Raw genomic sequence first — 23,358 nt, forward strand, 5'->3', positions numbered from 1 at the left:
AACGCTAGCGCCGCGGAATCCGCGCGCGCAGCTCGGTGCCGGCGCCCGGCGAGGTCTGCAGCTCGAGCGCGCCGTCGACGAGCGCGAGCCGCTCACGCATCCCGATCAGCCCGAAGCCGCTCGACTGCTGCTGGGGGTCGAAGCCCGTGCCGTCGTCGCGCACCACCAGCGCGATCTCGCCCCCGCGCGCCTCGACCTGCACGGCCACGCGCTGCGCGCGAGCATGCTTGGTGATGTTGGTCAGCGCCTCCTGCACGAGCCGGTAGACCGTCGACTCGATCTCGGGATCCAAGCGCGTGTCGGTGACGTCGAGGTCGACCTCGATGTCGGTCTGGCGCTCGAAGCGCGCCGCCAGCGACTCCAGCGCGGGCTTGATGCCGAGCTCGTCGAGCGCGGCGGGTCGCAGCTCGGTGATCAACGAGCGCAGGTCGCCGATCGCGGTCGTGATCTGCTCCAGCGCGTCCTCGATCGCGGCCCCGATGCGGGCGGCGTCGCCTCTGCGGCGCGCGCCCGAGAGCAACATGCGCAGGCCGGCGAGCTGCTGGAGCGTGTCGTCGTGCAGCTCCCGGGCCCAGCGGGTGCGCTCGGCCTCGGACGCCTCGATGCTGCGCCGCAACGCCTCCTCGCTCGCGTTCTGCGCGGTGGCCACGGCCGTCGCGGCGCTGGCCGCGAACGCCTGCAGCAGACGCTCGTCCTCCTCGTTGAACGGACGGTCGCCGTGCAGGCGGTCGATCACGGTGAGCGTGCCGACCGTGCGATGGCGGAAGATCATCGGCGCGTCGATCCGGTCGCCGCGGCCGTCGGTCTCCTCCCCCGCCCGCGCCGCCAGCACGTGATGCTCGCCGAGCGCGATCTCCGCCGCCCGCGCGTCCAGCAGCGCGCGCGAGCGCTTGACCACGAGCTCCAGGACCCGGTCGAGGTCGGTCATGCCGCCGAGCGCGCGGCTGATCTCGGTCGTCGTCTCCAAACCGCGCATCGTGCGCTCGAGCTCGTCCCGGCGCTCGCGGACGGTGCGGTACAGGCGCGCGTTGCGGATCGCGATCGCCGCCCAGTCGGCGAGCACGACCACGGTCTCCTCATCCTCCTCGGCCGTGAACTCGCCCGCGTCCTTCTCCGTCAGGTACAGGTTGCCCCACGGCTGGCCGTCGATGATCAGTGGGACGCCCAGGAACGTCGTCATCTCCGGATGCGCGAGCGGGAACCCGTAGGACTGCGGGTGCGCGCCGACGTCCGGCAACCGCAGCGGCCGGGGATCGCTGATGAGGACGCCGAGCACGCCGCGCCCGCGCGGAAGGTCCCCGATCGCGCGGTGGACGTCCGGGTCGATGCCCGCGGTGAGAAAGCGCTCGAGCCGCTCGCGGCGCTCGTCCAGCAAGCCGATCGCGGCGTAGCGCGCGTGCGTGAGCTCGCGCGCCACCTCGAGCAGCCGCTGCAGGACGGCCTCCGGGTCGAGCTCGGTCACGAGCGACCGCCCGACGTCCACCAGCCTCGCCAGACGGTGTTAATCTACACGCTCGAGCACAAGCTCGTCGAGCTGTAGTTTCCACGGACCCGGACCGCGGCCGACCACGGTTTCCGCCCCTCGTGGTCGCCGCGATCGATCACGACCCCGCCGCCGGTGAGCTCACCGTCCGGCGCATGACACGGCTGCTCGAACCTGGTCTCGATGCGGACCCCGCTCGAGGACGCCGCCGCCCGCGCGCAGACCGCCGTCCTGGACGGCCGGCCGTGGGCCGCGCTCGCCGCTCACCGCGACCAGCTCGACCTGTTGCTGGTCGGCTCGCGCGGCTACGGACCGCTGCGCGCGGTGCTCACCGGCGGGACGAGCGGTCCGCTGATCCACCACGCTCACTGCCCCGTACTGGTACTGCCTCGAGCGTTGACGTGCCCCTTCACACGGGCGCGGAGGCGTTGCTAGGGTGAATTGCCGGTTCGCCTTGACCCCGCAACCGGTCCTCGTACCGACGAACTGACGCAGGGGTCAATTGCTTCAACCCGCCGCACCCACCGCCGCCACATCACGGCCGCGGCTCCTGCTGCTGGAAGCCGACCCGGAGCTGGGCATGCTGCTCGACGCCGAGTCCTTCTCGCGAGCTCGCGCATCGCTGACGACCACTTCGGCCCCGCTCACCACGGGCCCGTGGGAGGTCGGCCGCCTGCGCGACGCCTCCCCCGCCAACGCGGGCCTGCTGATCCTCAGCGGCGTGGTCGCGCGCGAGGTCGCGCTCGCCGGTGACGTGAGCAGCGAACTGCTGGGCGCCGGTGACCTGATCCGCCCGTGGGCGGACGGCGAGACCCGGCTCGTCGAGGCCGACGTGCGCTGGAACGTCCTCGCCACCGGCCGGGTCGCGCTGCTCGACAGCTCGTTCATGGCCCGCGCCGCCGCCTACCCCGGGGTCGCCGCGATGCTGATGGAGCGCATCGAGGCGCGCGCACACCGGCTCGCGACGGTCAAGGCGATTGCGCAGCTCACACGCGTGGACGAGCGCCTGGTCGCCGTCATCCGCCACTTCTGCGAGCGCTGGGGCCGCGTCACCGGGGACGGCATCCTGCTCCCGCTGTGCCTGAGCCACCGCATGCTCGGCGAGCTCGTCGGCGCTCGGCGCCCGTCCGTCTCCACCGCCGCCGCGGCGCTCGAGCGCGCGGGCCGGCTGATCCGCCGGCCCGACGGCACCTGGCTCGTGCGCGACGACGAGACCGTGCCGCGCCCGGCGCCGGACAGCGTCGCGCAGCGCCGCCGACTGCTCGCCGTCTAGAACCACCTAGGATGCTGGCCGTGGAAACGGCCGCTGAACTTCATCGAACGCTGAGGGAGCTGGAAGAGCTCGAGGGTGAGACCCCCATTCTCGAGGCCATCCAGCAGGCGGTCAATTCCGCCGCCGCCCTGTTCAACGTCGCGGGCTGCGGCGTGATGTTCCTCGACGCCGGCCAGGTCCTGCACTACGCCGCCTCCAGCGACGGGCACGGACGCGAGCTCGAGCGGGCGCAGGTCCGGGCGGGCACGGGGCCGTGCGTGCAGTCGCTGGTCACCGACCACATCGTCAAGACCGAGGACGTCACGGCCGACGAGCGCTGGCCCGAGATCCACGAGGACCTGAGTGCGACCCGCGTGCGCGGGGTTCTCGGGGTGCCGCTCCACATCGGCGGCGCTGTCGCCGGCTCGCTCGACGCCTACTGCGACTCGCCCCACCGCTGGGACGACCACGAGGTCGAAGGCCTGCTGGCCTACGCCGCCCTGATCGAGCGCCTGCTGCTGACGGCCATGCGCGCGCAGCGCAACGAGAAGACCGTCAAGCAGCTCGAGCACGCGCTCGAGCACCGCGTCGTGATCGAGCGGGCCGTCGGCGTGCTGATGGAACGCCACCGGCTCGACCAGCTCGCCGCGTTCGAGCGGCTGCGCTCCGCCGCGCGTGATTCACGCCGCCGGGCGGCCGACGTCGCGGCCGACATCCTCGCCAGTGTGTCACCCGGCGAACAGTGAGCGTACTCGCGTTTGCTCAAGAGCCCTGAGGGGGATGACGACGGCGCGTCCGCGTGCCGCCGGCCTCCCGTCACCGCCTCTGCGAACGGGCTTCCCGACGAGTCTGACCCACTCGCTTCCGAGCGGCCCGCGGACGCGCCGGCTTGTCGTGGAGCCTCTCCCGCCCCGGTACGGGCACCCCCATCGCAGGGTCCCGCGGCGCGCCCGTAGGCTCACCCGACCCATGCGCCGCCTCCTCCCCGCTCTCGCCGCCCTGTCGCTCCTCGCCGCCGCTCCCGCCGCCGCCGAGGCCAAGCCGCGCTCGTGCTCCTCCGCCGACCTGCGCTACGCGTTCGAGCCCGGCGGGCCGAAGACCTTCGGCGTCTTCAAGCTCAAGGCCACCGGCGCCTCGTGTCTGGCCGCCCATCACGCCGCCCACGCGTGGATGGCGGAGTTCGAGGCGTCGCTGCGCGGCGACGGCGACCTCGTGATGCCGCGCACGGCGGGCGGCTACCGGTGGCGCGAGCTGCGGCCCAACGCCGCGCAGACCTATCGCCTGCGCGGCACCAAGGGCTCGCGCGTGGTCACGTTCGACTACGTCGTGCCGAACGGCTGACCGGCGACCGGGGGTACGCGCGATCGCCGGCGCCGGCTGGGGCCGCACGGTGACCGGAAGTGTGCTGTGGCCCATGACCGGTCGCCGGGTGGCGCCAGGCGGTGATCGGCGGCCGCCGGAATCGTGCGTACTCCCGGGAGCCGGTCCTAGTCGATCTCCGGGAACGGGTCGGGGTAGAAGTTGTCCTCGCCGATGAGGACACCTTCCCCGACCGGGTCCGGCACGTCCGTCTCGTGGTTGGTGTCGACCGCGAACGTCTCCACCTTCACGGTCCCGTCCGCGTAGGACAGCTGGATCTTGCCGCCGGCCAGCACCTCGTACGTGCCGTGCTGGTCGGGCGGATAGCTGCCGATCGCGGTGAACGGGCCCATGCCGGGGTCGCCCATCGTCGTCGTCGTGCTGCGGCTGAGGATGAACTTGCCGTCCGGTGACATCGACAGGAACTTCTGGGTGACCGAGCAGCCCAGGTACATCCCGCACATGCCGTTGAAGTCGACGTGCTTGTGCTCGAAGAAGCTGAAGCGCGTGCCGGCGGGCGGGATCTGCGTGGCGTAGTAGCCCTGGCCGTCGATCGTCAGCTTGCCGTTGGCGAACGTGCCCGTCTTGTCGCCGATCGTGACCGCGCCGGTCTTCTCGTCGAAGCTGTAGGCGAGGCAGCCCTCGCGGGTGTCGAACTCGTCCTCCGGGCTCTGGACCGGGGTCGTGCACGTGGTCGGCAGCCCGCCCGCGGGGAAGCCGCTGTAGACGGCGCCGCCGTCGACGAAGTACAGCGCGCGGTTGTCCCACGCCCAGTCGACGTGGTTGACCGTCCGCCACCAGTACGTGCCGACGATCGGGCTCTTCTTCGCCTCTGGCGCCGGCACCGTCTTGCCCGGCGTGATCTTCTTGGCCTTGCCGATCTTCAGCAGCACCGAGCTCGTCTGCTTGAGCTTGCCGGCCTTCACCGTGACCTTGAGCGTCGTCTCCGCCTTGGCCTTCTTGCCCAGCGTGACCTTCAGCGTCACGGTCTTGCTTTTGGCCGGGTCGAGCGCCTTGAACGCCTTGACTTTGGAGACCGAGAGCCCACGCGCCTTGCCGACGCTCACCGACACCTTCGACGAGCGCTTGGACCCGTCGTTGGCGACCTTGAGCTTGAGCTTCATCGCGCGGTTGCGCTTGATCGTGGTCGGCGTGCCGGTGAGCGACACCGTGAGCTTGGCCTCCTTGGGCACCTGGACCGGCGGAGCGGTCGCGGTCGTCGGCGCCGGGACGGGCGCGGGCGGCACCGCGGTCGGGGTCGGGCTGGGCGTCGCGGTCGGCGTCGCCGCGGGCGGCGCCTCGACCTCGAGCCCGAACTCGGCCGTCTCGTCGTAGAGGACGTTGTTGACGTTGCGCGTCGACGCGTACGCGCAGTCGAACGGCAGGTTCAGCCGGGCGGCGTCCTGCGCCGCGATCGTCACGGTGGTGCCCTCGACGACGAGCCGGGCGGGGAACGTCGTGCGCGTGTCCGTGTCCCGGGCGAAGAGCGCGTTCTCGTTGCCCACCATGCCGGTGAAGACCGCGAACGGTGCGCCGCAGGTGCCGTTCTGCGCCCGGGTCCCGAGCGCACCCGAGACGAGCGCCGACGTCGCGGGCGTCCCACCCACGCGGATCGCGATCGCGGCCGCGCCCTTGTCGTCGGACACGCCGACGGCCTGCAGGATGTCGTGCCCGCTGGTGTTCGTGTCCTGGGGCTGATCGTCGATCGAGCCCTTGCGAATCGTCGCTTCCGCCGGCGCCGCGATCACCACGAACGCGATGATCGCCGCCAGCAAACCCCGTGCTGCCATGCCGTTGACCCTACTGGACCGGTTTCCCCGCATCACCCACCCAAGGTGTCGTCCGGACCACACGCGCTTATCTGGTCGACAGGCTCGACACGTACCGTCGAGCCATGGCTACCACCGCGCTCGTCCGACCCAAGCGAGGCCGCATGATCGCCGGCGTCTGCGCCGGCCTCGCCCGCCGCTTCGGCATGAAGCCGTGGCAGATGCGGACCCTGTTCGTGATCTCCTGCCTGCTGCCCGGCCCGCAGATCCTGCTCTACCTCGGGCTCTGGATCGTCGTGCCGACCGACCGTCGCGGCTTCTAGCCGCGGTTCTCCCTGCGCTTGGACTGATCGCGCACCGAGCCGGCGTGCGCCTTGGCCGACGGGTCCCGGCGCGACTTGACCAGGCTCGCCACGGTCGTGACCACGAGGATGACGACGATCACGACCAGGCTCGTGGTCGTCTCGATCTCCGGGACCGAGTCGCTCTGCTCGTGGCCGAAGTGCAGGATCAGCTTGACGCCGATGAACGCGAGGATTAGCGACAGGCCGGTCGAGAGGTAGACGAGCCGGTCGAGCAGGCCGGACACGAGGAAGAACAGCGCGCGCAGCCCGAGCAGCGCGAACGCGTTGGCCGCGAACACGATGTACGCCTCCTGCGTGATGCCGAAGATCGCGGGGATCGAGTCCAGCGCGAACAGGATGTCGGTGCTGCCGATCGCCAGCAGCACGATGAACAGCGGCGTGAACACCCGCTTGCCGTTCTCGCGCGTGACCAGCTTCCCGCCGTCGTAGGTCTCCCGGAACGGCAGCCGCCGGCGCGCGAAGCCCACCACCGCGTTGTCCTCGATGCTCGGGTCCTGCTCGCGGTGCCGGAACAGCTGCACCGCCGTGAAGATCAGCAACGCCCCGAAGATCAGGAACATGAAGCTGAACGCCGACAGCAGCGCCGCGCCGAGCGCGATGAAGATCGCGCGCAGGATCAGCGCCAGCAGGATCCCGATGATCAGCACCTTCTGCTGGTGCTCGGCGGGCACGGCGAACGTGGTCATGATCACCACGAACACGAACAGGTTGTCGACGCTCAGGCTCTTTTCGACGACGTAGCCCGCGAAGTACTCCGCGCCGAACTCCCACCCGGCGACCATCCCGAACACGACGCCGAACCCGACGGCGATCGCGATGTAGAAGATCGACCACGCCGCCGCCTCGCGGAACCCGACGGCGTGCGGCCGCATGGCCGACAGTCCGAGGTCGAGGATCAGGAGCCCGGCGATCAGTCCGAGCGTGATGGCCCATCCGGCCGTGGTGACTTCAAGCACGCAGATTGAGTTAGCCGCTCAACATGAGCGACTTCTTATCTCGCGCCGATCAGGGCGCCTCGGACGCGTTCGGCGACGGAGGCTCCGTAGCGCTGGACCTCGTCCGCGCTGAAGCGCAGCACGGTGTGACCGGCCGCCTGTCGCGCGGCGTCGCGGTGGGTGTCCGCGTTGCGGTTGTACGGGCGCCCGTGCGCCGGGCCGTCGACCTCCACGACGAGCCGCTGCTCCGGCCTGCCGTGGACGGTCGTCAGGTCGTTTGGGTCCAGGGTGCGCGTAGTGGACCCGGACGCCTTCGAGGGTGCGCTTGCGCGGCGAGACGACGTCGATGCGCGGGGAGCGGAAGCGCGAGACGCCGCGCAGGCTGCCTGCGGCGAAGTGGCTGATGCCCGCCCCTGGCCCCCACGCCAGAGCTGATCGCGGGTGATCAGGTCGCGCTGGCGCGCCGCGACTGCGCGGATCTCACGGTTGCGCGAGGGGGTGTGCCTGAAAGTGTCCGAAAAGCGGGCGTCGGCGGGCATGCCCCCATCTCACGCCGTCCCGTACACACGGAGCAAGACGCGTTCGCCTCAACTCTGTGCCAAATTCGAGCGCGGGCGGACCAGGATGTCCTCCGGGGCCTCGTCGAGCTCGCGCACGACGGCGACGACCACGTCCTGCAGCTTCCAGTCCAGCGTGCAGATCCGCTGGACCGCGTCCTCGACGTGGTCGAGCAGCCCGGGGTCGTCGGGCGCACGCGGCACCGCGAGGACGCTGACGCTGATCACGTGCCCGAGCTCGCGCATGCGCACCGCGGCGACCTCGACCCAGTCGAGCGAGCCGACCACCTCGTGCACCTGGCCCACGAGCGCGTGGACGCCGGACTCGTCCAGGCGGCGAGGGCGGCCGTCGACGAGGTCGGCGGTCGCCGCTCGCGTGTACTTCCAGCCGTCGCGGGTGATGTCGGCGCCGATCACGATCGCGGCCGCCGCGTCGAGCCACCAGACGCCGAAGCCGATGCCGATCACGCCGACCAGGGCGGCGCCGGCGGTCATCCAGTCCGCGCGGTTCATCGCGGCGTCCGCGTTGAGGACCTTGTCGTGCAGCTTCAAAGCCAGCCCGGTCTTGATCCGGCCGATGATCAGGACCGGGATCGCCGACCACAGCAGCGCCGCGATCATCAGCCAGCCCAGCCACACCTGCCAGTCGAACAGCTCGACCATGCCGATCGGCGCGTGCTCGCCCGCCAGCAGCTTGAGCACCGAGTCGAAGATCAGGTACAGGCCCGTGATCAGCAGTGCCAGCGCGCCGGCCAGGAAGGCGACCTCGAGCGCGCGGTGGTAGCCGTACGGGAAGTCCTTGTCGGGTCGCCGGTAGCGGATCCGGTCTGCGATTAGGAACGCGATCGGCGGCGCGAGCGACAGCAGGTCCTCCAGCCACGCGCCCTTCATGGCCTGCGAGCTGCCGAGCGTGAAGTAGATCGCCACCACCGCGGAGATCAGGTAGGCGACCGTGATCCACTCGAGGCGAACCGCGCGCCGGTAGACGTCGTCGAGCTCGGGCGGGATCTCGACTCCCGGCGGGTACCTCACGGCTTGCCCTCCCGCTCGAGCAGCTCGCGCGCGTAGGCCTCGCGGTCGAGCAGGAACCGCTCCAGCGTGACCAGCATCGCGTTCTCGCCCATCGAGACGGCCATCGCGTGCTCGTGCTCGTCGAGCTCGGCGTCGGTGCGCACGAGCCCGAGGTCGTCGAGCAGGTAGTCCTCGACCGCGGCCGCGACGCCCGGCTCGAGCTGATCCACCGGGACCACCACGGCGTCAGTGTCCGTCTCGAGCTTCGCCGCCTCTGGCGAGTTCGCTTCGGCCGCGATCCGCTCGCCGCCCAGCTCGTCCGACAAACGCTCCGCGGTCGCGCGGTCCGGCGCCCCGATCACGGACTGGACCGTGACGTACGGCCGCGTCAGCGCCGCCTCGTTCATCCACGGCGAGGCGCGGTCGAGCCCGGCGATCACGACGTCGAGCTGACGTCCCGCGAGCGCCTCCATCAGCTCGCTCTCGGAGCCCTCCACCCATTCGATCCGCGCGTCCAGGGTGCGCGCGAACTCGGAGATCAGCTGGCGCTCCACCGCCTCCCAGGGCTCCACGGGGGCGACACCGACCCGCAGCGTGCCGCCGCGGACGCGTTCCAGGGTCCCCTCGGGGTCGCGCGGGTACTGGCATCCGGCCACCACCACGGCCAGCAACACCGCGATCAGGCGCATATCCCCCCAGTACCCACTCCGGCGGCTACCTTGGACTGCCGATGTTCGAGGTAGCGCTCTTCGCGGCGCCCTACCTGCTGGTCCTCGGCCTGCTGGCCGTCGGGCGCTTCCCGGGCGAGCAGGCGATCGTGGCCCGTCGCCGGCCTCCCGCGGCTCGCCCGCGCCCCGCGGCCGTGCGCTGGACGCCCGCCGTCGAGCACCCGCTCGCATCGCTGCAGCGCACGAGCCACCGGCTGCGCGGTCCGCCGGCGTTCGCCTGAACGCCTCAACCGGACCGTCCACGCCTCACAGAAGGAACTCTCGTCATGCGCAAGCCGATCGTCGCCGCTCTGGCCGCGACCCTCCTCGTGCCCGCCTCCGCGCACGCCCACGTCACGCTCCAGCCCAGCTCGGCCGCCGCGGGCGGCTACACCCGCCTCGACGTCCGCGTCCCGAACGAACGCGACGACGCCTCCACGCAGAAGGTGGAGCTCCAGTTCCCCGAGGGCTTCGAGTCGGCGTCCTACGCGCCCGTACCCGGGTGGACGGCGGAGGTGACCATGGACGGTGACCGCGTGAGCACGATCACGTGGACCGCGGAGGACGAGGAGGACGCGATCCCGCCCGGCGCGTTCCAGGATTTCGGGCTCTCGCTGCGCATCCCCGAGGAGCCCGGCGCGAAGCTCGCGTTCAAGGCGCTGCAGACGTACACGGGCGGCGAGGTCGTGCGCTGGATCGGCGCCGAGGACTCCGACAACCCCGCGCCGATCGTCTCCGTCACCGAGCCCACGGACGAGGCGAGCCACGGGGCTGACCACAGCGAGGCGGCCGCCACGCCCACGCCCGCCGAGCGCACGGCCGCGACGACCACGACCGACGACGGCGGCAACACGCTCGCCGTGATCGCCCTGATCGTCGGCGCCCTCGGCCTCGCTACGGGCGTTGCGGGACTGCTCGCGGCGCGACGCGCGCGCGCCTGATCAGCGCCCAGCCCGCCACGACCAGCAGCGCGCCGAAGGCCAGGAACGCGAGGTCCCAGCCGAGCGGCGCGCCCAGGTCGTCGCGCACGTGATGCACGCCGAGGATGTGGTGGTCGACCACGCCCTCGACGAGGTTGAAGGCCCCCCAGCCGACCAGCAGCAGCCCGACGTGCGCGCTCCACGGCGGCGCGATCCGCCCCGCCACCCACGCGCGGTACATCAGCCAGGAGCCGACCGCGACGCAGATCCACGTCGCCACGTGGAAGAACCCGTCGGCGAGCGTGTTCGCCTCCAACCCCGCGACGGTGGTCATCGGGTGCTCGTCCGTCCCCGTCAGCAGGTGATGCCACTGCAGCAGCTGGTGCAGGACGATGCCGTCCACGAACCCGCCCAGACCGATCCCGAGCAACAGCCCCGGTGCTCTCTCCATGCCGTCGCGCTACCCCGTCAACGCGCCGATGCGAGTGCAACGGTCAGCTCCAGGACGGGCGGTGGACGCTCACGTCCGGTTCGTGGGTACCAGCACAGCATGCCCGCCGGACCCGTCCCCACCACGCCGCTTCCGCCCCGCGACCTGCGGCCCATGCTGCCGCTGACCGAGGTTCGCCGCCTGCTCGCCGGTTACCGGCGAGCAAAGCCGAAGAGCAAGCGCACGACGTAGCTCCGCCCAGCCGCAGCTTTCTGCGGTTTCGTGCAGGAATTTGCGGCATGCTGCTATAAGTTGCGGCATGCTTGCAGCCACCCGCCACGACGCGATCCTCGACGCGCTCGCCGCGCACGGCACCGTCGCCACGACTGAGCTCGCGGAGCGGCTCGGCGTGTCCGTGGACACCGTCCGCCGCGACCTGCTGGAGCTCGAGCACAGCGGCCACCTGCGCCGCGTGCACGGCGGTGCGGTGCGGCCGGCGCCGGGCAAGCGGCGCTTCGTCGACCGGGTCGCCGAGGGCGCCAGCGGCAAGGCCGTCGTCGGCGCGCTCGCGGCGCAGCTGCTGCGGTCCGGCCAGCTGATCGCCGTCGGCGGCGGGACCACGACGCTGGAGCTCGCCCGCGCGCTGTCCCCCGAGCTCAGCGCGACCGTCGTCACGACGAGCCCGGATGTGGCGGTCGCTCTGCGCGACCTCCCGGACGTGGACGTGATCGTGCCCGGAGGCCGGCTGGACCGCACGTCTCAGACGCTCGTCGGCGCCGAGACGATCGCGCAGATCCAGACGCTGCGGCCCGACCTGTGCGTGATCGGCGCCTGCTCCGTCCACCCCGAGTACGGCATCACGCTGCGCGAGCGCGAGGAGGCGCAGGTGCTGCGCGCGCTGGTTGAGCGCTCGCACCGCCTCGTCGTGCTGGCCACGGCCGAGAAGCTCGGAACGGCGGCTCCGCACGTCGTCTCCGAGCGCATCGACGCGCTCGTCAGCGACGCGCCGGCCGCGGAGCTCGAACCGTACGCCCAGGCCGGGATCGAGCTGGTGCGCCCGTGAGCCTCTCCCGCGCCACCCGGGCCGTCTACGCGGTCTTCATCCTGTCGGGCTTCGCGTTCGCCAACTGGGCCTCGCGGATCCCGCAGGTCCGCGACAACCTCGAGCTCTCACCGCGCTCGCTCGGGCTCGTCCTGCTCGCGATCGCGGTCGGCTCGGTGATCTCGATGCCGCTCGCGGGCGTCGTCGTCTCGCGCTTCGGCGCCGCGCGGACGATCGCAATCATGGCGCTGGTCGCCGCGACCGGGCTCATCACGGCGGGCCTCGGGCAGACCGTCGGCGTGCTGCCGGTCGTGATCGGCCTGTTCCTGTTCGGGGCCGGCAACGGCACCTGGGACGTGGCGATGAACGTCGAGGGCTCAGCCGTCGAGCAGCAGCTCGGCAAGGCGATCATGCCGCGCTTCCACGCCGGGTTCAGCGTCGGCACGGTCGCGGGCGCGCTGATCGGCTCCGGGATGATCGCGGTCGACGTCTCGCCCGCCGCGCACCTGCTGGGCGTCGCCGCGCTGATCGCGGTCGCCGCGCCGTACGCGGTGCGCGACTTCCTCGCGGCCGGTCAGGACGAGCACGCCGAAGCGAGCGGCAGCCCGCTGAAGGCGTGGACGGAGCCCCGCACGCTGCTGATCGGCGTGTTCGTGTTCGCGGCCGCCTTCACCGAGGGCACAGGCATCGACTGGCTCGCGGTGGCGACGATCGACGGCTACGACGCCGCCGCGGCGCTCGGCTCGTTCACGTTCGCGCTGTTCCTGGCGGCGATGACCCTGGGCCGCTGGTTCGGTCCGGCGGTGCTGGACCGCTACGGCCGCGTGCTGACGCTGCGCGCGCTCGGGATCACCGCCGTGGCCGGCTTGGCGCTCGTGGTCTGGGGCGGGAGCCTGCCGGTGGCGATGGCGGGCGCGGTCCTGTGGGGCCTTGGCGCTTCGCTCGGCTTCCCGGTCGGGATGAGCGCCGCCAGCGACGATCCGCGGCTCGCCGCGGGGCGCGTGAGCGTCGTCGCGACGCTCGGCTACGTCGCGTTCCTCGCCGGCCCGCCGCTGATCGGCTTTCTCGCGGACGAGACCGGCACGCTGCGGGCGCTGACCGCCGCCGGCGGCCTGGTCGCGCTCGGCCTGCTCGTCTCGGGCGCGTTGCGTCCGGGAGCGATGAGTTCCGCGGTCCCCGGTCGTCTTATCTCCGAACCCACCGAACGGAGCCCACGATGACCGTCCTCGCCACCCCCACCGCCCGCCGCCGCCCCGCGAGCCACGCCTTTTCAACCCCCGTCGTCCGCGAGATCGCCCGGCCACAAGCCGGCGCGGCCGCCGACGTCTGGTGACCGGAACGTCCACAGCTCGACCGAGCCGCTGACGGTCGCGGCGCGAGGCGTCACACCCTCGCGCCGGTGCGCCCCCGCCGGACTCATCTCAAGCACGCGCTCGACGTCCTCGGCGTCGAGCTCCATCGTCCAGCGCACGGCCTCCCGGCCGGCGAGCTCGAGGTGCGCGCCGACCGTCCGCTCGAGCCGCTCGACCTTCGCGGGATCGACGTGCACGCCGTGCAGCTCCGACAGCTCCGCCAGGTGCTCGGGCGTCGGGATGACCACGAGCGCGGTCCCGCCGGGACGCAGCACCCGGGCCATCTCCGCCGCGTTGCGCGGCGAGAACACGTCCAGGACGAGATCGACCGTGTCGTCGCGCAAGGGCAGCGGCGCCCACACGTCCGCGACGATGGCCGCGATGTCCGCGTGCGCCCGCGCGGCGTGCCGCAGCGCGGGTCGTGAGGTGTCCAGCGCGATCCCGAGCGCGCCGGGCAGCGCGTCGAGCACGCCCGCGAGATGGTGGCCCGTGCCCGCGCCGAGATCGAGCACGACGCGCTCGGCGGCCGCGCCCGCGGAGGCGGCGTCGCCGCGGCCTTTGCCCCCACCGCGCGTCTCGCCGGCCGCGGCTGCCAGCGCGCGCGTGAGCGGCGCGTAGTGGCCCGCGTCGAACACGGCCGCGCGCGCCGCGACCATCTCCGCGTCGTCGCCGGTCGGCGGCGCCCCGCGCAGCAGCGTCACGTGCCCGTGGCGCGCGACGTCGAACGTGTGGCGCTGATCGCACACCAGCGAGCGGTCGGCCATGCGCAGGCCGCCGGCGCAGACGGGACAGCGGAGCAACGTGGCACCGCGCGCGTGCGGCGCCGGGACGGACATGCCCCGAGCCTAGCCGCGGAAAAGGGGAACCGTGAACTGCGCCGTGGTCGGTTCGGCGCAGTCCACGGTCACCGAGCGGGGTTCCAGTTCGCCCGGAGCGACGGACTGTAGTCCTACATGTCGTAGGGATCAAGGCCGCGCCGGACGAATGTCCAGCGATCTCTACACGTCGTAGGACTTATGATGGGCGCGTGACGGATTCCGGGTCGATCCAGGGCGAGCTGCAGGGTCAGGTGATGGCGGCGCTGTGGCGCGTCGGCTCCGGGACGGTCGAGCAGGTGCGCGAGGAACTGCCGCCGCGCTATCAGGGCGCGTACAACACCGTCCAGACCGTGCTCAACCGGCTCACGACGCGCGGCCTGCTCGAGCGCGAGCGGGAAGGCCGCGGGTACGTGTACCGCCCGAAGGTGACCGAGGCCGAGTATCTCTCGGGCAGCATCCGGCGCACGCTCGCCGGAGCCTCGAGCGGCGCGCGCCAGGCCGCGCTGGCCAGCATCATCGGCGGCCTGCGACCCGATGAGCTGTCCGAGCTCGAGGAACTCGCGCGCGAGGCACGCGAACCGCGCAAGTGACCGCGCTGCTCGTCGCCGCCGCGCTCGCCGTCTGCGCGATCGCACTGCCCCACGCGCTGCGGCTCGACCACGCGCCGGCAGGCTTCGCCGCCGCGATCTGGCTCAGCGCGCTGCTGCTGCGCGCGCTCGCCTCGATCGGCGCGGTGGTGGCGATCGAGGTCTACCTGCCGGTGACCGGACCGCTCGAGCCGTTCGGCGCCTGGTGTGCCGGAGCGCTGTCCAGCCACACCCTCACGGACGCGCTGTTCGCGCTGCCGGCGCTCGTGCTCGCCGGGTCGCTGGTGGCCGGAATCGTCGCGCTCGTGCGTGCGCACCGGCACGTCGACGCGCTCGTGCGCGAGTACGCCGTCGGCACCGGCCCGGACGGAAGCGTCGTGCTGGGCGACGGCGAGCTGCTGATCGCGGCCGCCGGACCGCGGGTCCTCGTGTCCGCCGGGGCGCTGGTCACGCTCGACGACGCCGAGTTGCGCGCCGGCCTCGAACACGAACGGGGCCACATCGTCCTGCGCCACCGCTACCTGCTGATCGCGGGTGAGCTGGCACGAGCCGTCGCGCGCTTCGTGCCCGGCACCAGCGCCGCCGCGCGTGAGCTCACGTTCGCGCTCGAGCGCCACGCGGACCTCTACGCGCTCTCGCGCCGCCACGATCCCGCGGTGCTCGCGAGCGCGATCTGCAAGACCGCCCGCGGCTCGCTACGGGCACCGGCGCTGAGCCTCGGCGGCGGCGTCGTCGCGCGCCGCGCGCGGCTCCTGCTGGAAGCCGACCCGGAGGCCAAGCCGCCGCGCGCCCACCCGGGCCTGTTCGCGCTCGCGCCGCTGATGGTCGCGCTCGTGCTCGTCGGCGCGCTCGCGCTGCCGTTCGCGGCGCACGCCGGCTACCACGAGAAGCACCGGCTCGGCACGCCGCACACCTGCCACGCCTCAGACGCCGCGTAGGCGCCGGCTCGTCACTCCCACAAGCGGTAGGACCACGAGCAGGCCGGCGATCGCGGCGCCCGCGGCCACGTCCGTGTAGTAGGAGAGGTAGAGCCCGCCGACGCCGCACGCCACGCCGAGCGCGCACGCGGCCACGATCAGCGGCGGAACACGCTGCGTGAACGCCCGCGCGGCGACCGCCGGGCCGATCAGCGCCGCGATCACGAGCAGGTTGCCGAGCGCCTGCACGCCGACGAGCACCGCCGCCGTCAGCAGCAGCGCCAGCAGGGCCTCCGCCACGCGAGACCCGACGCCGAGCGAGCGCGCCGCGACCGGGTCGAAGCCGTACGTCAGCAGCCGCGGGTACGCGACCCAGCTGCCGGCGAGCACGACCGCCGCCAGCGCCGCGGCGAGCGCGAGGCTCGTCGGGCTGGTGGCGAGCACATCGCCGAACAGCAGGCCCTGCAGGCCGGGTGGCGAGTCGGCCGAGAGCGCGACCAGCGTCCCGACGCCCAGCAGCGACGTGATCACGACCGCCACCGCGTTGTCGGCCCCGAGCGAGCGCAGCCGCGCGGCCGCGGCGATGGCGAGCGCGGCGACGAGCAGCCCGACCGCCCCGCCGAGCGCGAGCGGCACGCCGAGCATCGCGGCGACCACGAGCCCGGGGAACATCCCGTGCGCCAGCGACTCCGCGCTGTAGGCCCGTCCGAGCAGCACGACCCACACGCCCAGCGCGCCACACGCCAGCCCGACCAGGGAGACCTCGAGCAGCGCCTCGCGCAGGATCGGCTCCCGCCACGGGTCCAGCAGCGCGTCAAGCACGGGCGGGCGCGGCCGCACGACGAGGGCCGTCGCCGTCCACCGGGACGCGGATCACCGCGTGCTCGTAGGTCGCGGCCAGCACGGGCTCGGTCAGCGCGAGCGCGGGCGGGCCGAAGTCGACCATGCGGCGGTTCAGGCACAGCACGTGGTCCCAGGCGCGAGCCTGGCCGACGTCGTGGGTGCTCACCAGGACGCCCCGGCCCTCAGCGGCGAGCGTGTCGATCAGCGTCGTCAGCCGCTCGGCGGACGGCGTGTCCAGGCCGGTGAAGGGCTCGTCGAACAGGACGAGGTCGGCGTCCTGCAGCAACGCGCGGGCGACCAGGACACGCTGGCGCTGGCCGCCGGAGAGCTCACCGAACGTCGTCTCCGCGCGGTCGCTGAGGCCGACGCGGTCGAGCGCGGCGAGCGCTTCCGCCCGCTCCCGCCGGCCCGGCCGGCGCCACCACGGGCCGCGGGCGAGCGCGCCCATCAGCACGACGTCGAGTGCGGACACCGGGTAGTCGAGCCGCGAGCGCTCGGTCTGCGGGACGGTACCGGTCGTCCCGCTCACCGCGAGCGACCCGGCGCGTGGCGCCAGCTCGCCGAGCAGCGCCCGCATCAGCGTCGTCTTGCCGCCGCCGTTCGGTCCCAGGACGCCGACGCGCTCACCGCGTGCGACCGCGAAGGTCACGTCCTCGAGGACGGGCGGCCCGCCGGGGTAGCCGACGGCCAGGCCGCGAGCGTCGATCAGAGGCCCGCGATCGTGCACCCTTGCGCTTCCCCCGTGAAGCCCTTGACCATCGCGTCGGCGTTCGCCGCCTCCATGCCGAGGTAGGTCGCGCCGGGCGTGCCCTCGGCGCCCAGCGAGTCGCCGTAGAGCACGTAGTCGGCCTTCGCGCCCGTCCGGCGGGCGATCGTCTTGGCCAGCTCCGGGTTGACCGAGCTCTCCGGGAAGATCGCTTTGACCTTCTCGCGGCGGACGACCTCGGCCAGCTCGGCCAGCTCACCCGCGGACGGCTGGGCCTGCGCGGACTGCGAAGGCGTCGCCGCGCCGACGACCGTGATCCCGTAGCGCTCGGTGAAGTAGCCGAACGCGTCGTGGCTGGTGACGAGCTTGCGCTCGGCGGCCGGAACCTGGTTCATGCACGCCTCGATGCCCTGGTCGAGCGCCTGGACCTTCTGCAGGTAGGCGTCGGCGTTGGCGCGGTAGGTCGCGGCGTTGGCCGGCGAGGCCTTGATCAGCTGGTCGCGGATCACCGGGATCGCGGCCGCGACGTTACGCGGGTCGTGCCACCAGTGGGCGTCGAGCTCGTGCTCCTCGCCTTCCTCGGCGTGCGCTTCCTCCTCGCCCGCGTGCTCTTCCTCCTTCTCGCCGTGACCATGCCCGCCCTCGGCGGCCTCGACCTTGTGCGGCGTGTGGTCGGGCGCGATCGCGACCTCGGCGGGCTGGCCGCCGGCCTGCTGGACGAGCTCCTCCATCCAGTGGTCGAGCTCGTTGCCGGACTCGAAGACGAGCTTCGCGCCCGCCACGGCCTTGACGTCGTCCGGACGCGGCTCGTACTCGTGCGGGTCGCTGTTGGCCTGCAGGATCTGGTGGACCTCGGCGCCGTCGCCGGCGACGTTGCGCACGATGTCGCCGAGCTGGGTCGTGGACGCGACCACGACCGGGCGCTCCCCGCGGGCGGGCGCGCCGCCGGCGGACGGCTCGTCCTCACCCCCGCAGGCGGCGAACAACACGGGCAGGGCGAGAAGAAGAGCGGCTGACTTACGCATCCCGACGACCATACCGGGACTGACTCTCATTTACTAGCGCCGAGAGGAGAAACGTGCCGCCGCCCAGCGCCGCGACCGTCGCGCCGGGCGGCGCGTTGGTGCGCACCGAGAGCCAGACGCCGGCGAGCCCGAGCGCCGCGGTGAGCGCCACGCTCGCGAGCTGCCAGGCGAGCAGCCGGTTCGTCCACAGCCGAGCGGTCGCGGCGGGCACGACCAGCAGCGCGGTCGCCAGCAGGGCCCCGACCGCGGCGAGCGTCGCCACCGAGGCGAAGCCGACCAGCGCGAGCAGCACCAGGTCGGGCCAGCGCGAGCGCACGCCGAGCGCGCGGGCTCCCGTCGCGTCGAACCCGGTGGCGAGCCAGCGCGGCCCGAGCACGACCGTTGCGATCAGCGCGAGCACCGACGCCACGGCGCCGAGCAGGAGGTCGGTGTTCGTCAGCGCGAAGAGGCTGCCGAACAGCAGCGAGTCGACCTCCGAGCCGGAATGGAAGACGTTGGACGCGAGCACGACGCCGATCACGAGCGCTCCGACGAGCGTCAGCGCGGTGGCGACGTCGTAGCCCGCGCGGCGGCGCGCCGACAGCCCGCCGACCCCGGCCGCGACGAGCGCGCCGGTGCCCATCGCGCCGGCCATCGGCGCAAAGCCCAGGCCCGCCGCGAGCACCAGACCCGGGAACGCGGCGGCCGCGACGGCGTGCGTGTAGAAGGCCAGCCCGCGCAACACGATCCAGGTGCCGAGCAGCCCGGCACCCGCGCTCACGAGCAGCACCTCGAGCATCGCGCGCTGCTCGAACGCGTAGAGCGCGATGAGATTCATTCCTAGACTGTAGCCGTGGCCATGGAAAACCGTCTCCGACGATGCCTAGGAGACGTCCTCGACCGTACAGTCGGCCAGGTTACAGCACTTTTCGCTTGATCCCTACAGGTCGTCGGATTACAGTGCCGACCTGCCGTGGACGACTGGAGGGCGTCTGGGCACGGACACGCTGAGGCGATCAAGCATGACGACGATTTCGGTGGCGGCCGGCCGGCGCATCAAGATGCTCGGGCCGGGAATCGCCTTGTTGGGGGCAGTCACGGTGCTGTCCCCGTATCTGTGGCATTCGACGTGGCGCGACACGGGCTTCTCGTTCGGCTACGTCCCGTTCCACCTGTGGTGCTGGCTGCCGTTCGTGGTGCTCGCGTTCGCCGCGGGGCGCCTCGGCCGCGTCGCCGGCGGGCTGTTCGCCGCCGGGCTGATGGCGGGCACCGTCGCGACGGTCGAGCTCACCCAGGCCCTCGACGACGGCTCCGAGCGGCTCGGGCTCGCCCTGCCGGGGCTGCTCTCGCTCGCGGTGATCGGCGCTTGGGGCCTGAAGGCGCACCCGCGCGGAAACGGCCGGATCAGCCGCCAGCTGGTGATCGCGGTCGTGGCGCTGCTGGCGCTCGTGATCATCGGCGGGCGGATCGGCGAGCTCGGCGAAGCGGCGCGCGCCCAGACGTTCCTGGTCATCGGCACGTCGATCGCGCTCGAGGCGATGCCGTTCGTCCTGCTCGGCGCGGCCGTCTCGGCGGCGATCGAGGTCTTCGTCCCGTCGCGCTGGTTCGAGCGGATCGCCCGGCTGCCGCTCCCGCTGCAGGTGCCCGCGGTGGCGCTGTCGGGCGTTGCGATGCCGGTCTGCGAGTGCGGCTCGGTGCCCGTCGCGCGCCGGCTGATCATGCGCGGCGTCCACCCGGCGGCGGGCATCGCGTTCATGCTCGCCGCTCCCGTGATCAACCCGATCGTGCTGTTCTCGACCGCGGTCGCCTACTCGGGGCGCGGTGCGACCGAGATGGTGCTCGGCCGGCTCGGCCTCGGGCTCGTCCTCGCGATGGTCGCGGGCGCGCTGATCGCCAGCCGCGGCGGCGGCGCCGCCCTCGCGGCGCATGCGCGCAAGGGCCGCGGGGCGAGCGAGCACGACCACAGCCAGGGCCGCCTGCGCGGCTTCATCGACCACCTGATGTCCGACCTGCTGCTGATGGGCAAGTACATCGTGCTCGGCGCCGCGATCGCCGCCGCCCTGCAGACGATCGTCCCCCAGAGCGTGTTCACCGGCGTGCTCACGTCGCCGTTCGTCGGCGCGCTGCTGATGATCACGCTCGCGTTCTTCCTGTCGCTGTGCTCGGAGGCCGACGCCTTCGTGGCCGTGTCCTTCATCCAATTCCCGCCCGGGCCGCAACTCGCGTTCCTGGTGGCCGGGCCGGTGTTCGACACCAAGCTGGTGCTGCTCTACGGCAGCGCCTTCGGACGCGCCTTCGTCGTGAAGCTGGCGCTCGTGATCGTGCCCGTCGTGGTGGCGGGTTCCATGCTCTTCCAGGCGGTGATCTAGTGAGTGCTGATTCCTGTGGCTGCGGCGGACCGGAGACCGATTCCGAGACGCACGCGCACCACGGCCACGACCACGGGCACGACCACGCGGCCCCGGCCGGCAAGGGCTGGGACTGGACGCGGACGCTACGCGCGCTCGCGATCGCGTCCTGGGGCGGCCTGTTCGTCTACCTGTGGGTGAGCGGTCGCGCCACGACCTACATCGGCCCGAAGACCGAGTGGGTCGTCTGGCTGGGCGCGATCACCCTGCCGCTGGTCGCGCTCGTCTACCTGTACGGGTCGCGCGGGAACGGGCGCACGCCCACGGTGCGCGAGTTCGGGGCCAACGGCCTGCTCGTCGCGCCGATCCTGTTGACGCTGATGGTGCCCGCGCCGTCGCTCGGCGCCCAGGCCGTGTCGGCCAAGCGCACGGACAAGGTCGCCGCGCCGCTGCAGACCGCGATCGAGGGCGACATCCGCCTGTTCGAGATCGCGTGGGCCAAGGACTCGGCCGAGTACGCCGACTACAACGAGATCGGCGCCGGCACGCCGGTGGACTTCGTCGCGTTCGTCTCCAAGGAGCAGGACGCCAACGGCGAGCTCGAGGTCGCGCGCTTCATGGTCGGCTGCTGCGCCGCCGACGCCAACAGCTTCACCGTGATGGTGCAGAACGCGCCGAAGCTGCCCGTTGACACCTGGGTGCAGATCAAGGGCAAGCTGGCCGGCACGCCGGGCCAGGACCTCAAGGTCGTCGCCAGCAAGGTCGACGAGGTCGCCCCGCCGGACAACCCTTACAGCTGATCAGAAGGTCACAGTGGCGCCGGCGAACGCTGCGATCACGGACACGATCGTGATGCGGCGCAGCCGGCGCGGCGTGAGCCAGCTCCAGGTCCGGGTCTGCAGCCAGACCCGCAGGCCAGTGGCCCCGGCCGCGGCCGAGACCGAGGCGGTGTAGGCACAGTTCGCGCACATGCCTCCAGCGTACTCCTACGGCGCGTCTGAGAATCGGTCCTGCTCGCATCGAGTTGCCGCCGCCGTCCGGGAACGGGAACCCTGGTGGGCATGACGCACCAGACGCACGAAGAACATTCGCACGCGCACGGCCCGGACTGCGGCCACGTGGCGCTCGAGCACGACGGGCACGTCGACTACCTGCACGACGGGCACCTGCACCACCCACACGGCGACCACGTCGACGAGCACGTCATCGCGGTCGACGGCGAGCACCCCGAAGGATGCACACCCGCGCACGCCTGCGCGGCCCACGGCGACGAGCACCAGCACGGCGATGGCTGCGGCCACGAGGCCGTCCCGCACGGCGACCACACCGACTTCCTGGTCGGCGACCACCTCCACCACCCGCACGGCGACCATTGCGACGACCATGGCCCCGCGCGGGTCATGAGCGCCTCATCTCACTGGGACTGAGTCCCATTCGCTGATACGGTCCTCGGCGTGACCGCTCACGCCGAACCTCCCGCGCCCTGATGGACCAGGCGCTCCGCGACCGCTGGCTGGCCCAGGCGGACGCGACCCTGTCGAGCGCCGGCCGGCGCGCCGGCGCGGCCCGCACCGCGATCGTCGAGTGGCTCGCCCGCGAGGGCCAGTGCCTGGTGACCGCACAGGACGTGCTCGACCGCCTCCCTCAAGGGTCGCCGTCCTCCGTGTACCGCACGCTGGACGAACTGTTCGCACTCGGCCTGTTGCACCGCTTCCACGGCCAGGACGGCGTCGCGCGGTACGAGATCGCCGACCCGCTGCGCCACCACCATCACTTCATCGACGAGGCGAGCGGCGCGGCGCGGCCGTTCACCGACGACGAGCTCGAGCGGGCGATCGAGGCGGCCGCCCGGCGCCTCGGCGTCCGCCTCACCGGCCACGAGGTCGTCATCCGCGGGCGCCGATCCACAAATGGGACTCAGTCCTGATAAGGTGACCGCCGTGCGACAGGCACTCACCGCAGCAGCGCTCGCCGGCGCCCTCCTCTCCTCCACGCCGGCGAGCGCGCAGGTGCTCTCCGACGGGCACGTCGACTACGCGGCCCGGATCGTCGACGGGCAGCTGCGCTCGCAGATCAAGGACGGCACCCGCGGCACCACCGTGTGGCGCGAGGTTCCGGCCGTCACGTTCGGCGTCGGCGAGGCGGCCAAGACCACCGTCCCCGCCTCCGCTCCGTTCCTCGGCGCGCCTGGCGAGGCCGTGTGGCTGCTCCCGCAGACCCAGCGCGCCGGCCTGCTGTGGCCGGGCTGGAACACCGAGGAGCTCTCGAGCGCGACCGTCGACGGCCCGGTCACCTGGCGCCTGGACGCGGTCGATGGCCCGGGCGCCGTCACCGTCTTCCAGAGGGCGTGTTCGGCGACCCCGAGTTCGTGTTCCGCAGCGCGGACGGCCTGCCCGACAGCTACACGATCCCGCTCGGCACCCACGCCCACGGCAACTGGGCCTTCAGCCGCGAAGGCGCCTACCGCCTCACGTTCACGCTGAGCGCCCGGCTGCGCGGCGGCGCCGCCGCGCAGGACACGCAGACGCTCGCGGTGCACGTCGGCAACGTGCCGGACCCTACGCCGTCGGCCACTCCGACGCCGACCCCCGGCGGCTCCGTCACACCCGAGCCCACCGCGACGCCCACGCCCGGTGCGGCCAAGCCACAGGATCACGCGCCGGCGCTGCGCGTGCTCTCCGCACGCGTCGCGGGGCGCACGCTCACGCTGCGCGCGCGCGTCGATCGCCGCGCGCGCCTCACCGTCTCGGTCCGCCGTGGCGGGCGTGTCTCGGCGACGGCCAAGGCGCGCACCGTCGCCGCCGGGACGCGCACGCTGAAGCTGCGGCTGGACCGGCCCCTCGCCGCCGGGCGTCACACCGTCCGCGTCACCGCGACCGCCGACGGTCGCGCGCGCACGCGCTCGCTCGCGCTGCGCGTCCGCGCGCGCTGAACCCACCCCCGCTGGAGCCTC

General features: G+C 72.6%; 28 protein-coding genes and 1 pseudogene. 16 read left to right on the forward strand and 13 right to left on the reverse strand.

Features of this window, described 5'->3' with window-relative positions:
• Positions 1 to 4 precede the first annotated feature (4 nt).
• Positions 5 to 1,483 carry a GAF domain-containing sensor histidine kinase gene (locus tag OJ962_RS01955; protein ID WP_202953178.1) on the reverse strand — a complete coding sequence of 493 codons (1,479 nt, stop codon included), beginning with the start codon at positions 1,481 to 1,483 and terminating at the stop codon, positions 5 to 7.
• A gap of 183 nt (positions 1,484 to 1,666) precedes the next feature.
• Between OJ962_RS01955 and OJ962_RS01960 the strand changes: the two genes are divergently transcribed.
• The 4 genes from OJ962_RS01960 (at position 1,667) to OJ962_RS01975 (ending at position 4,076) form a co-directional block, all read left to right on the forward strand.
• The gene (locus OJ962_RS01960) at positions 1,667 to 1,918 is read left to right on the forward strand and encodes a universal stress protein (RefSeq protein WP_202953179.1); all 252 of its coding nucleotides are present in this window, start codon (positions 1,667 to 1,669) and stop codon (positions 1,916 to 1,918) included.
• Positions 1,919 to 1,985: 67 nt separating this feature from the next.
• Positions 1,986 to 2,756 (forward strand): cyclic nucleotide-binding domain-containing protein, encoded by a 771-nt coding sequence (locus tag OJ962_RS01965; protein ID WP_202953180.1) that lies wholly within the window; start codon positions 1,986 to 1,988, stop codon positions 2,754 to 2,756.
• Between the two features lie 20 nt (positions 2,757 to 2,776).
• The gene (locus OJ962_RS01970; protein WP_202953181.1) at positions 2,777 to 3,481 is read left to right on the forward strand and encodes a GAF and ANTAR domain-containing protein; all 705 of its coding nucleotides are present in this window, start codon (positions 2,777 to 2,779) and stop codon (positions 3,479 to 3,481) included.
• 223 nt (positions 3,482 to 3,704) lie between these two features.
• Complete coding sequence (locus OJ962_RS01975; protein ID WP_202953182.1) at positions 3,705 to 4,076, forward strand: hypothetical protein; 372 nt, start codon at positions 3,705 to 3,707, stop codon at positions 4,074 to 4,076.
• 146 nt (positions 4,077 to 4,222) lie between these two features.
• Here the strand turns inward: OJ962_RS01975 and OJ962_RS01980 are convergent, their stop codons facing one another.
• The gene (locus OJ962_RS01980; RefSeq protein WP_202953183.1) at positions 4,223 to 5,884 is read right to left on the reverse strand and encodes a hypothetical protein; all 1,662 of its coding nucleotides are present in this window, start codon (positions 5,882 to 5,884) and stop codon (positions 4,223 to 4,225) included.
• A gap of 104 nt (positions 5,885 to 5,988) precedes the next feature.
• Here OJ962_RS01980 and OJ962_RS01985 point away from each other — a divergent pair, with 104 nt between their 5' ends.
• On the forward strand, positions 5,989 to 6,186 hold the full coding sequence (locus OJ962_RS01985) for a PspC domain-containing protein (RefSeq protein ID WP_202953184.1): 198 nt from the start codon (positions 5,989 to 5,991) through the stop codon (positions 6,184 to 6,186).
• Here OJ962_RS01985 and OJ962_RS01990 read toward each other — a convergent pair.
• From OJ962_RS01990 to OJ962_RS02005, 4 genes are read right to left on the reverse strand one after another with little or no spacing between them, the layout of a single operon-like run.
• Positions 6,183 to 7,184: a TerC/Alx family metal homeostasis membrane protein gene (locus OJ962_RS01990; protein ID WP_202953185.1), complete on the reverse strand. Its 1,002-nt coding sequence runs from the start codon at positions 7,182 to 7,184 to the stop codon at positions 6,183 to 6,185. The two genes, OJ962_RS01985 and OJ962_RS01990, sit on opposite strands and share 4 nt — an antisense overlap.
• Before the next feature lie 35 nt (positions 7,185 to 7,219).
• Complete coding sequence (locus OJ962_RS01995; protein WP_238930991.1) at positions 7,220 to 7,702, reverse strand: DUF559 domain-containing protein; 483 nt, start codon at positions 7,700 to 7,702, stop codon at positions 7,220 to 7,222.
• Between the two features lie 48 nt (positions 7,703 to 7,750).
• A complete protein-coding gene (locus tag OJ962_RS02000; protein ID WP_202953187.1) occupies positions 7,751 to 8,752 on the reverse strand; it encodes a cation diffusion facilitator family transporter in 1,002 nt (333 codons plus the stop codon).
• A complete protein-coding gene (locus OJ962_RS02005; RefSeq protein ID WP_202953188.1) occupies positions 8,749 to 9,420 on the reverse strand; it encodes a type 2 periplasmic-binding domain-containing protein in 672 nt (223 codons plus the stop codon). The genes OJ962_RS02000 and OJ962_RS02005 overlap by 4 nt, the downstream gene beginning before the upstream one ends.
• Before the next feature lie 41 nt (positions 9,421 to 9,461).
• Here OJ962_RS02005 and OJ962_RS02010 point away from each other — a divergent pair, with 41 nt between their 5' ends.
• Together OJ962_RS02010 and OJ962_RS02015 are read left to right on the forward strand one after the other, a co-directional pair.
• On the forward strand, positions 9,462 to 9,680 hold the full coding sequence (locus OJ962_RS02010) for a hypothetical protein (protein WP_202953189.1): 219 nt from the start codon (positions 9,462 to 9,464) through the stop codon (positions 9,678 to 9,680).
• A gap of 45 nt (positions 9,681 to 9,725) precedes the next feature.
• Complete coding sequence (locus OJ962_RS02015) at positions 9,726 to 10,379, forward strand: YcnI family copper-binding membrane protein (RefSeq protein WP_202953190.1); 654 nt, start codon at positions 9,726 to 9,728, stop codon at positions 10,377 to 10,379.
• Here OJ962_RS02015 and OJ962_RS02020 read toward each other — a convergent pair.
• Positions 10,333 to 10,809, reverse strand: coding sequence for a DUF2243 domain-containing protein (locus OJ962_RS02020; protein WP_202953191.1), 477 nt, complete (start codon positions 10,807 to 10,809; stop codon positions 10,333 to 10,335). The two genes, OJ962_RS02015 and OJ962_RS02020, sit on opposite strands and share 47 nt — an antisense overlap.
• 298 nt (positions 10,810 to 11,107) lie before the next feature.
• Here OJ962_RS02020 and OJ962_RS02025 point away from each other — a divergent pair, with 298 nt between their 5' ends.
• Positions 11,108 to 11,851: a DeoR/GlpR family DNA-binding transcription regulator gene (locus tag OJ962_RS02025; RefSeq protein WP_202953192.1), complete on the forward strand. Its 744-nt coding sequence runs from the start codon at positions 11,108 to 11,110 to the stop codon at positions 11,849 to 11,851.
• Positions 11,848 to 13,050 (forward strand): MFS transporter, encoded by a 1,203-nt coding sequence (locus OJ962_RS02030; RefSeq protein WP_202953193.1) that lies wholly within the window; start codon positions 11,848 to 11,850, stop codon positions 13,048 to 13,050. Before OJ962_RS02025 ends, OJ962_RS02030 begins: the two co-directional genes overlap by 4 nt.
• Before the next feature lie 50 nt (positions 13,051 to 13,100).
• On the opposite strand, the gene OJ962_RS02035 is transcribed toward OJ962_RS02030, so the two are convergent.
• Positions 13,101 to 14,018: a methyltransferase domain-containing protein gene (locus OJ962_RS02035; RefSeq protein ID WP_202953194.1), complete on the reverse strand. Its 918-nt coding sequence runs from the start codon at positions 14,016 to 14,018 to the stop codon at positions 13,101 to 13,103.
• A 191-nt stretch (positions 14,019 to 14,209) separates the two neighbouring features.
• Here OJ962_RS02035 and OJ962_RS02040 point away from each other — a divergent pair, with 191 nt between their 5' ends.
• A complete protein-coding gene (locus tag OJ962_RS02040) occupies positions 14,210 to 14,590 on the forward strand; it encodes a BlaI/MecI/CopY family transcriptional regulator (protein ID WP_202953195.1) in 381 nt (126 codons plus the stop codon).
• On the forward strand, positions 14,587 to 15,525 hold the full coding sequence (locus OJ962_RS02045; RefSeq protein ID WP_202953196.1) for a M48 family metalloprotease: 939 nt from the start codon (positions 14,587 to 14,589) through the stop codon (positions 15,523 to 15,525). The genes OJ962_RS02040 and OJ962_RS02045 overlap by 4 nt, the downstream gene beginning before the upstream one ends.
• Here the strand turns inward: OJ962_RS02045 and OJ962_RS02050 are convergent.
• From OJ962_RS02050 to OJ962_RS02065, 4 genes are read right to left on the reverse strand one after another with little or no spacing between them, the layout of a single operon-like run.
• Complete coding sequence (locus OJ962_RS02050; RefSeq protein WP_202953197.1) at positions 15,511 to 16,326, reverse strand: metal ABC transporter permease; 816 nt, start codon at positions 16,324 to 16,326, stop codon at positions 15,511 to 15,513. The two genes, OJ962_RS02045 and OJ962_RS02050, sit on opposite strands and share 15 nt — an antisense overlap.
• A complete protein-coding gene (locus tag OJ962_RS02055; RefSeq protein WP_202953198.1) occupies positions 16,319 to 17,074 on the reverse strand; it encodes a metal ABC transporter ATP-binding protein in 756 nt (251 codons plus the stop codon). Before OJ962_RS02055 ends, OJ962_RS02050 begins: the two co-directional genes overlap by 8 nt.
• On the reverse strand, positions 17,053 to 18,078 hold the full coding sequence (locus OJ962_RS02060; RefSeq protein ID WP_202953199.1) for a metal ABC transporter substrate-binding protein: 1,026 nt from the start codon (positions 18,076 to 18,078) through the stop codon (positions 17,053 to 17,055). Before OJ962_RS02060 ends, OJ962_RS02055 begins: the two co-directional genes overlap by 22 nt.
• A complete protein-coding gene (locus tag OJ962_RS02065) occupies positions 18,071 to 18,895 on the reverse strand; it encodes a metal ABC transporter permease (protein WP_202953200.1) in 825 nt (274 codons plus the stop codon). Before OJ962_RS02065 ends, OJ962_RS02060 begins: the two co-directional genes overlap by 8 nt.
• A 184-nt stretch (positions 18,896 to 19,079) precedes the next feature.
• Between OJ962_RS02065 and OJ962_RS02070 the strand changes: the two genes are divergently transcribed.
• Together OJ962_RS02070 and OJ962_RS02075 are read left to right on the forward strand one after the other, a co-directional pair.
• Positions 19,080 to 20,426, forward strand: a complete 1,347-nt coding sequence (locus OJ962_RS02070) for a permease (RefSeq protein WP_202953201.1) — start codon at positions 19,080 to 19,082, stop codon at positions 20,424 to 20,426.
• Positions 20,426 to 21,205, forward strand: coding sequence for a TIGR03943 family putative permease subunit (locus tag OJ962_RS02075; protein WP_202953202.1), 780 nt, complete (start codon positions 20,426 to 20,428; stop codon positions 21,203 to 21,205). Before OJ962_RS02070 ends, OJ962_RS02075 begins: the two co-directional genes overlap by 1 nt.
• Here OJ962_RS02075 and OJ962_RS02080 read toward each other — a convergent pair whose 3' ends face one another.
• Complete coding sequence (locus tag OJ962_RS02080) at positions 21,206 to 21,376, reverse strand: hypothetical protein (protein WP_202953203.1); 171 nt, start codon at positions 21,374 to 21,376, stop codon at positions 21,206 to 21,208.
• A gap of 90 nt (positions 21,377 to 21,466) precedes the next feature.
• Between OJ962_RS02080 and OJ962_RS02085 the strand changes: the two genes are divergently transcribed.
• From OJ962_RS02085 to OJ962_RS02095, 3 genes and pseudogenes are all read left to right on the forward strand, one after another.
• Entirely contained in the window at positions 21,467 to 21,832 is a 366-nt protein-coding gene (locus tag OJ962_RS02085; RefSeq protein ID WP_202953204.1) for a hypothetical protein, read from the forward strand.
• A gap of 59 nt (positions 21,833 to 21,891) precedes the next feature.
• A complete protein-coding gene (locus tag OJ962_RS02090) occupies positions 21,892 to 22,332 on the forward strand; it encodes a Fur family transcriptional regulator (RefSeq protein ID WP_202953205.1) in 441 nt (146 codons plus the stop codon).
• Positions 22,316 to 23,337: pseudogene (locus tag OJ962_RS02095) on the forward strand (TIGR03773 family transporter-associated surface protein). The gene OJ962_RS02090 and the pseudogene OJ962_RS02095 overlap by 17 nt, the downstream one beginning before the upstream one ends.
• The last annotated feature ends 21 nt before the right edge of the window (positions 23,338 to 23,358 follow it).

Source organism: Solirubrobacter deserti (assembly GCF_027587175.1).
Classification (GTDB): Bacteria; Actinomycetota; Thermoleophilia; order Solirubrobacterales; family Solirubrobacteraceae; genus Solirubrobacter; species Solirubrobacter deserti.